Origin of the sequence: Steroidobacter sp., assembly GCF_016790065.1 — a bacterium.
Taxonomy (GTDB): Bacteria; Pseudomonadota; Gammaproteobacteria; order Steroidobacterales; family Steroidobacteraceae; genus Steroidobacter.
Map to the genome: position 1 here is coordinate 1 of NZ_JAEUPY010000529.1, position 6,234 is coordinate 6,234.

The window sequence follows — 6,234 nt, forward strand, 5'->3', positions numbered from 1 at the left end:
CAGACCGGCATCTTGGTCGCCGGTAGCGGCGTGCCGATCGATGCGGTGGTCGCCGACTTCATCGCGGGTGCTGCCGAGTGGCTATCGCCGGCGCGACATGATGGCGGCTGGGACATCATCGAAGGTCAGGGCTCGTTGTTCCACCCGTCGTATGCCGGCGTTTCGCTCGGTCTGTTGCACGGGTCGCAGCCGAATGCGCTGGTGATGTGTCATGAGCCCGATCGCCCGCATATGCGCGGCCTGCCGGGTCGTCCACTGCCGCCTTTGAAAGAATGTTTGCTCGCGAACATGACTGCGGCTCGGGTGACTCAACCCGACGTCGTCGCGGTCGGCATTGCATTGAATACTTCCAAACTCGATCCCATCGTGGCGCGTCGGCTGTGCGAACAGGTCGAGGATGAACTGGACCTGCCGTGCGAAGATCCCATCGCCATGGGCGTCGGCAAAATCGTAGGACGACTACTCGAATGCTTTCCGGATTCATTGCCCGCAGCGAGCGCTGGCCGCTAGCCCGCCCCTTTCGCATCTCGCGAGGCGTCAAGACGGAGGCAGTCGTCACCGTCGTTGAAGCGCGCGTGGGCGACATCGTCGGCCGTGGCGAGTCGGTGCCTTACGCGCGTTACAATGAGACGCCTGAGTCGGTGCTTCAGCAGCTCGAAGTGCTGAAGTCACTGTCGCCGTTTGAACTCACCCGCGCACGATTGGAAACGCTGCTGCCGGCAGGCGCGGCGAGAAATGCTGTCGACTGCGCGCTGTGGGATCTCGAAGCGCGCACGAGCGGCAAGTCGGTCGCGCAATTGATCGGCCAGTCCGTGCCGGCGTCGTACTCGACCGCCGTTACCATCTCCATCGATACGCCGGAGAACATGGCCGCTGCCGCGCGCGACGTCGCCAGTTCCAAGGTCATCAAGATCAAGGTCGACGACCAAACGCCGCAAGCGGCTATCGAAGCGGTTGCCTCGGTGGCGCCAGACGCGCAGCTCATCATCGATCCCAACGAGAGTTGGAACATCGATCTATTGCGCGAGCTGCAGCCCTTCCTCGCCAAGCACCGCATCGCTTTCATCGAGCAGCCGCTGCCAGGTTCGCAGGATGCGGCCTTGGAAACATTTACGCCTTTGGTGCCTTTATGCGCGGATGAGTCCGTGCACACCGTGAGCGGTCTGGAGCAGATCGCGCGTCGCTACCAAGTCGTGAACATCAAGCTCGACAAGACCGGTGGCCTCACCGAAGCGCTGCGCCTGCGGCAAGCGGCGCGAGATCGGAAGTTGCAAGTGATGATCGGCTGCATGGTTTGCACATCGCTGAGCATCGCGCCGGCGCTGCAGATTGCCGCTCACGCCGACTATGCCGATCTGGACGGCCCGTGGTGGCTGGCGAAGGATCGCGATCAGGGCGTGCTGATCGATAAGGGGCAGCTCACGCTGAGCCAGCCCTTCTTGTGGGGCAATCAGTAACGATCAGCTCAGCAGGTTCACCGACACCGTGATGATGAGCGCGTTGGTGAAGTCGAGGAAGAAGCCACCGACGATGGGCACTACCAGGAACGCACTGGGCGCGATGCCGTAGCGTTCCACCACCGAGCGCATGACCGCCATACCATTTGCGGTCGTTCCCAACATGACTCCCGCAAAGCCGCCGCACATCACCGCAGCGTCATAGTCTTTGCCCATCAGAATGAACACTGGCCCGAGACAGAGCGCGGCCACCAACGCGGCCTGCAACAACAGGTTGATCAACAACGGCGCGGCGAGGCTCGCGAGCTCGAGCAGGTTCAGTGTCATCAGCGCCATGGACAGAAACAATGACAAGGTGACGCCGCCAATGGTGTCGATGGTCTTGTGCGATAGATGCAGCCAGCCCGTCGCATCGTCCAAGTTGCGGATCGCTGCGCCGATGATGAGTGAGCCGATGTAAGGCGGCATGGTGACACCGGCGTTCTCGATGAGCTGGCTGATACCGGAGCCGACCCACATGGCGAGCAGCACGAGCGTGAGGTTCTTGAGGACAGTGTAGGTCGCGTCCTGTGCGGGTGATGCGTCTGGCTCGGATGTCGTCGCCAGCGCGTGCGTGTCCGCAGTGGCAGCGCCTGGACGCAACTTGTAGCGTTCGATGAGCATCGTTGCCAACGGTGCGCCCAGGATGCTGCCTAGAACGATGCCGCCCATCCCGCTGGCTAGTGCGATCGAACCGGCGCCGGCAACTCCCGCTTGTTCGAACAGCGGCGCGAACGCCATGCCAGTCGCTGGACCGCCCGCGAGCGTGACTGCGCCCGTCAACGTTCCAAACAGTGGCGGCAAGCCGAACAGGGTTGCGACGCCTGCGCCGAGGATGTTTTGCAATATCGCCAGGACGCTACAGGCGAGCAGAAACAACAGCATCTGCGGGCCGCCCACGCGCAGCAGTCGATAGCTCGCCGCGAAGCCGATGCTGGTGAAGAACGCGATCATCAGCGGCCGCTGCAACGTCGTATCGAATTGGATCGGCGTGGTCGCGAACGAACGATGCGCCAGCACCACGATTGACATGGCAAGGCCACCGATCACCGGTGCGGGAATGTTCAGCCTATGCAGTAAAGGAATGGCAGCGCGAGCGCGATATCCAAGCAACAGGAGCAGGCTGGCTAGCGCAGTGGTTTCGATCAATCCCAACTTCATGGTCGCTTTGCGATCTTGTCGTTACGAGCCCCGCATACTGCCATCGGCAGTGCTGCTTTAGCTACCTAAAACGCAGCGTGTTCCCGCCCGGCGGCTTGAGGCATTCCCCTAAAAGCCGGCGCGATTCGTGACGTGCCCCGCGGGTAGCGGACTTGCCGCTCAAGATTCCGTCAAGCGAGCCGTTGCCCGATGCGACGAAGAGCTCGATTCGGGGGCGTGCCTTCAGTGCCGAGGGTGCGCCGTCATGTGTTTGGCTGTGCCTCACGGACACGGTTGTGATCAACAGGACGATTCACGCCTTCAAGTCGCTTCTGACAGCTGGCCGCGACAGCCTCGCGGCTGCGGCGTTCATGCTCGTCGGCAGCGTGCTGATGAGTGGCTGTGGATCGCACCAGGCACCGCCACCGCTCTCCTCCGAGCCGATTCGCATCGCCACGTATGTTTGGCCCGGTAGCTACTGGGTCGATGTGGCCCATGACAAAGGCTGGTTTCGCGAAGCCGGGTTGAACGTGGAGCGTGTCGACGTCAACGGCAAATATTTCGATTCCATGCATGACGTCAACTCCGGCAAGTTGCAGGCCATGGGCTTCTCCCAATACGACCTGGTGAGGCACGTGGCCGCCGGCAACGATCTCACCGGCGTCATCGCCATCGACTATTCGGAAGTGGCCGAGGCGCTCATCGCCAAGCCCGGCAATCGCCGCTTGCAAGACTTGCGCGGCAAGAAGGTGGCTCTGCATCGGGGCACTTATCTGGAATATTTATTGTCGGTAGTGGCTGAGCGCGATCATCTCAAGCTCGACGATCTGATCTTGCTGGATGTCCCTGGCGACGAAGCCATCAGGCAGTTCAAGCGCGGCGAAGTCGATGCCGTGCTGGTGTGGGAACCGTATGTGTCGGAGGCCAAGGCTGCTGGCGGCGTGCAGATCTTTTCGGCCGCGGACTTTCCTGGACTCACCTACTCCGTCTTCACCCTGCGCCGTGATTTCATCGATGCGCACCCGCGTGAGGTCGAAGCGTTGGTGCAGGTCTGGCATCGCGCCGAGAGTTTCATTCGACAGCATCCGGTTGAGGCGTGCGCCATCGTGGCTCGGCTCTCCAAAGAACCGGAACCGTATGTACAGGACTTGCTGCGCGCCGACCGCGTGCTCGACGCAGCCGACAACGTCCGAGCTTTCTCATACGCCGCGGGTTTCGAATCGTTGCATGGCTCCTGGCGACGCATGAACGATTTCATGTTGGATCGCGGCCTGGTCACACGGCGCGTCGACAGCCCAGCGCATCTGGACTCCCGCTTTATCCGAGCACTGCAGTAAGCGAGCGGCAGCAGTGACTCTCACAAGGAAAATTCTTGCGGCCTTGATAGGAATGACGACGGTGTCGCTGGCCGTTGCCATCACCGCGCTCTATCCCATGATGAAGTTGCACACCGAACAGTTGGTGGCAGCTCGCTTCGAAGACAGCTTGGTGCCGACGGCGCGCGCCGTGGATAACTTGCTGCTCGATGCCGTGCGCGGCATGTATGTGTACGTCGACGACCGTGCCTTGCGTGAAGACTCTTCTGCCGCAATGACGGCTCGGCTGAGAAACTTCACTTACGTCTATCCCTATATGCGGCGGATCTATCTGACCAATCCGCAGGGCACTGTGGTCTCCTCCTCCGATGCCCATGACGTTGGCCACTCGGTTCATGAACTCTCTCCCGGATTGCGCGCCAACTTCGACAGCGTGCTGCAGCGGCCGGTCGGCTCGGCCGAACTGGTGAGTCTCACCAAAGAGCGGGACGCCGACGACGCAACGTTTCATTTGATGATCACCATTCGCGACGCCAAACAACACGTCGGCGGCGTACTGATCGCGGAGTTGCTCGACGCGCCGTTCGAGGAAATGCTACGTGACATCGGCAAGCGAGCCACGGGTGCGCGGCAGGCATACTTGATCGATCTGAACGGCGATGAGCTACTGAGTTCGGATCCCGCCGATCGCGGCAAGCGGTTGAGTTCAGTGCTCACCGCGGATCCGACACTGCTGGAACGCATGGGTCGTAGCGATGCCGGCTGGGCATTGGTGGAACGCAGTGGCGAGCCGGTGCTGGTTGCATTTACCCGGCTGCCGACTTACGGCGCCAATCGTGCCGGCGGCTGGCGCGTCGTGACCATCGCGCATTACGCAGATGTGATCGCTCCGGTGCGGGAGATGTTTTTCCAAACGGCGTGGATCGTGCTGCTCGCTTTGATCGTGAGCTCGATAGCGGCGCTGATCATCGCTCGCCGGACAGCGCGCCCCATCGTGAATCTCACCGGTGTCGTGCGCCGGATCGCGTTGGGCGAATCGTCGGCGCGCGCCGTTGTGGTCGGCGGCGACGAGTCGACCGAACTCGCTCGTGCCTTCAACGACATGGCGGACACCGTCGAAAGCAAAACCATCGCGCTCGAAGCCCAGATGGTGGAGCGCGCCAAGCAGGCCGAGGAATTGCGACGAACCAGCGTGCTCGAAGCGGAAATCGCCGAGCGGTCGCGCCAAGCCGAAGAGTTGCAACGGGCTCGGATCGCGGCCGAGTCAGCCAGCCGCGCCAAGAGCGAATTCCTGGCCAACATGAGTCACGAAATCCGCACCCCCATGAACGGCGTGCTGGGCTTCACCAACTTGCTGTTGGACACGCAGCTCGACAAAGAACAGCGCGAGCACGTGCAGATCATCCAGCACTCGGCAGAGTCGCTGCTGCACGTCATCAACGACATCCTGGACTTTTCCAAGGTCGAGGCCGGCAAGTTACAAGTCGAGAAGATTCCTTTCGACTGCGCCCGCGCGGCCGAAGAAGTCACCGATCTGCTGGCCCATCAAGCGCAGGCCAAAGGCTTGGAGATGGCGATTCGCGTGGCGGCGGATGTGCCGGCGCTGCTCGAAGGCGATCCGGGGCGAGTACGTCAGGTGCTGCTCAACCTGGTCGGTAACGCCATCAAGTTCACACGCAGCGGTCATGTGTTGATTGAAGTCGAACCCATCGTCACCGAGTTCGGTGTGCGCTTCGTTCGCTGCCAGGTTACCGATACCGGCGTAGGCATTCCGGTCGAGAAACAGCCGCTGTTGTTCCAGCAGTTCTCGCAAGCCGACTCGTCGACCACTCGCGAGTTTGGCGGCACCGGCCTCGGCTTGGTCATCGGTAAACGCCTGGTCGAGTTGATGGGCGGCCAGATCGGTTTCAAAAGCACGTTGGGCCGCGGCTCCACATTCTGGTTCACCTTGCCGGCACCGGTGTCTGAAACGCCAGTTGCGCTGTCCTCAAGCGACCAGGAAATGCTGTCACAACTGCGCGTGCTGATCGTCGACGACTACGAACTGAACCGCCGCTTGTTGAGCGAGCAGTTGCGTCTGTGGGGTGTCGAGCATGCGTGCGTCGATTCAGGTCACGTCGCACTCGGCACGCTGCAGTCGGCACACAATGGCGGACGCGCGTTCAACGTCGCCCTGCTCGACTTCGTGATGCCACAGATGGATGGGTTGGATCTGGCGATGCATATCAAGCGTCATCCGGATCTGAACGGCACAGGACTGGTCATGCTCACCTCGGCCAGTC

At 61.6% G+C, this 6,234-nt stretch carries 5 protein-coding genes; 4 read left to right on the forward strand and 1 reads right to left on the reverse strand.

Annotated features, from left to right (window positions below; all coding sequences use genetic code 11):
* On the forward strand, window positions 1-510 hold a 510-nt coding region (locus tag JNL55_RS21990; protein WP_293858944.1), incomplete at its 5' end, for an NAD-dependent epimerase/dehydratase family protein.
* Window positions 468-1,457, forward strand: a complete 990-nt coding sequence (dgcA, locus tag JNL55_RS21995; RefSeq protein ID WP_293858947.1) for an N-acetyl-D-Glu racemase DgcA — start codon at window positions 468-470, stop codon at window positions 1,455-1,457. The genes JNL55_RS21990 and dgcA, both read left to right, overlap by 43 nt.
* 3 nt (window positions 1,458-1,460) lie before the next feature.
* Here dgcA and gltS read toward each other — a convergent pair whose 3' ends face one another.
* Window positions 1,461-2,657, reverse strand: coding sequence for a sodium/glutamate symporter (gene gltS / locus JNL55_RS22000; protein WP_293858950.1), 1,197 nt, complete (start codon window positions 2,655-2,657; stop codon window positions 1,461-1,463).
* Between the two features lie 275 nt (window positions 2,658-2,932).
* Here gltS and JNL55_RS22005 point away from each other — a divergent pair, with 275 nt between their 5' ends.
* Both JNL55_RS22005 and JNL55_RS22010 read left to right on the forward strand, forming a co-directional pair.
* Window positions 2,933-3,973: an ABC transporter substrate-binding protein gene (locus JNL55_RS22005; protein ID WP_293858953.1), complete on the forward strand. Its 1,041-nt coding sequence runs from the start codon at window positions 2,933-2,935 to the stop codon at window positions 3,971-3,973.
* A 52-nt stretch (window positions 3,974-4,025) separates the two neighbouring features.
* The coding region (locus JNL55_RS22010; protein ID WP_293858956.1) for an ATP-binding protein at window positions 4,026-6,234 on the forward strand (2,209 nt) is incomplete at its 3' end.

What these genes read in the sequence shown, in the direction of transcription:
- dgcA (WP_293858947.1), top strand. Translation starts at nt 468, where the DNA reads ATGCTTTCCGGATTCATTGCCCGCAGCGAGCGCTGGCCGCTAGCCCGC.
- gltS (WP_293858950.1), bottom strand. Translation starts at nt 2,657, where the DNA reads ATGAAGTTGGGATTGATCGAAACCACTGCGCTAGCCAGCCTGCTCCTG.